General features: G+C 66.0%; 1 protein-coding gene. It reads left to right on the forward strand.

Features of this window, described 5'->3' with window-relative positions; all coding sequences use genetic code 11:
* A partial coding sequence (locus ACP7FG_RS13105) for a hypothetical protein (RefSeq protein ID WP_439226644.1) occupies nucleotides 1-256 on the forward strand: 256 nt, incomplete at both ends.

Raw genomic sequence — 256 nt, forward strand, 5'->3', positions numbered from 1 at the left:
CCGGCACGGCCTCGACCCTGCTCTCGATCGAGTGCCCGGGCATGAACGAGCCGTTGTTCAAGACCCTGAAGGGTATGACGGACTGGGACGCCTGGCTCGACGAGCACCGGCACGACGCCGACCGGCTCGAGTTCCTGCGCACCAACCTCAAGGGTGAGCAGATCGACGCCGCCAAGGCCTACGGCTACTGGCGAACCACCGCGGGGAAGGAGGCGAACTTCAACTACTGGTACTCGGGCTGGCTGGCGACGATCGG

This window comes from Idiomarina sp. ST10R2A5 (assembly GCF_051842325.1).
Lineage (GTDB): Bacteria > Pseudomonadota > Gammaproteobacteria > Enterobacterales > Alteromonadaceae > Idiomarina > Idiomarina abyssalis.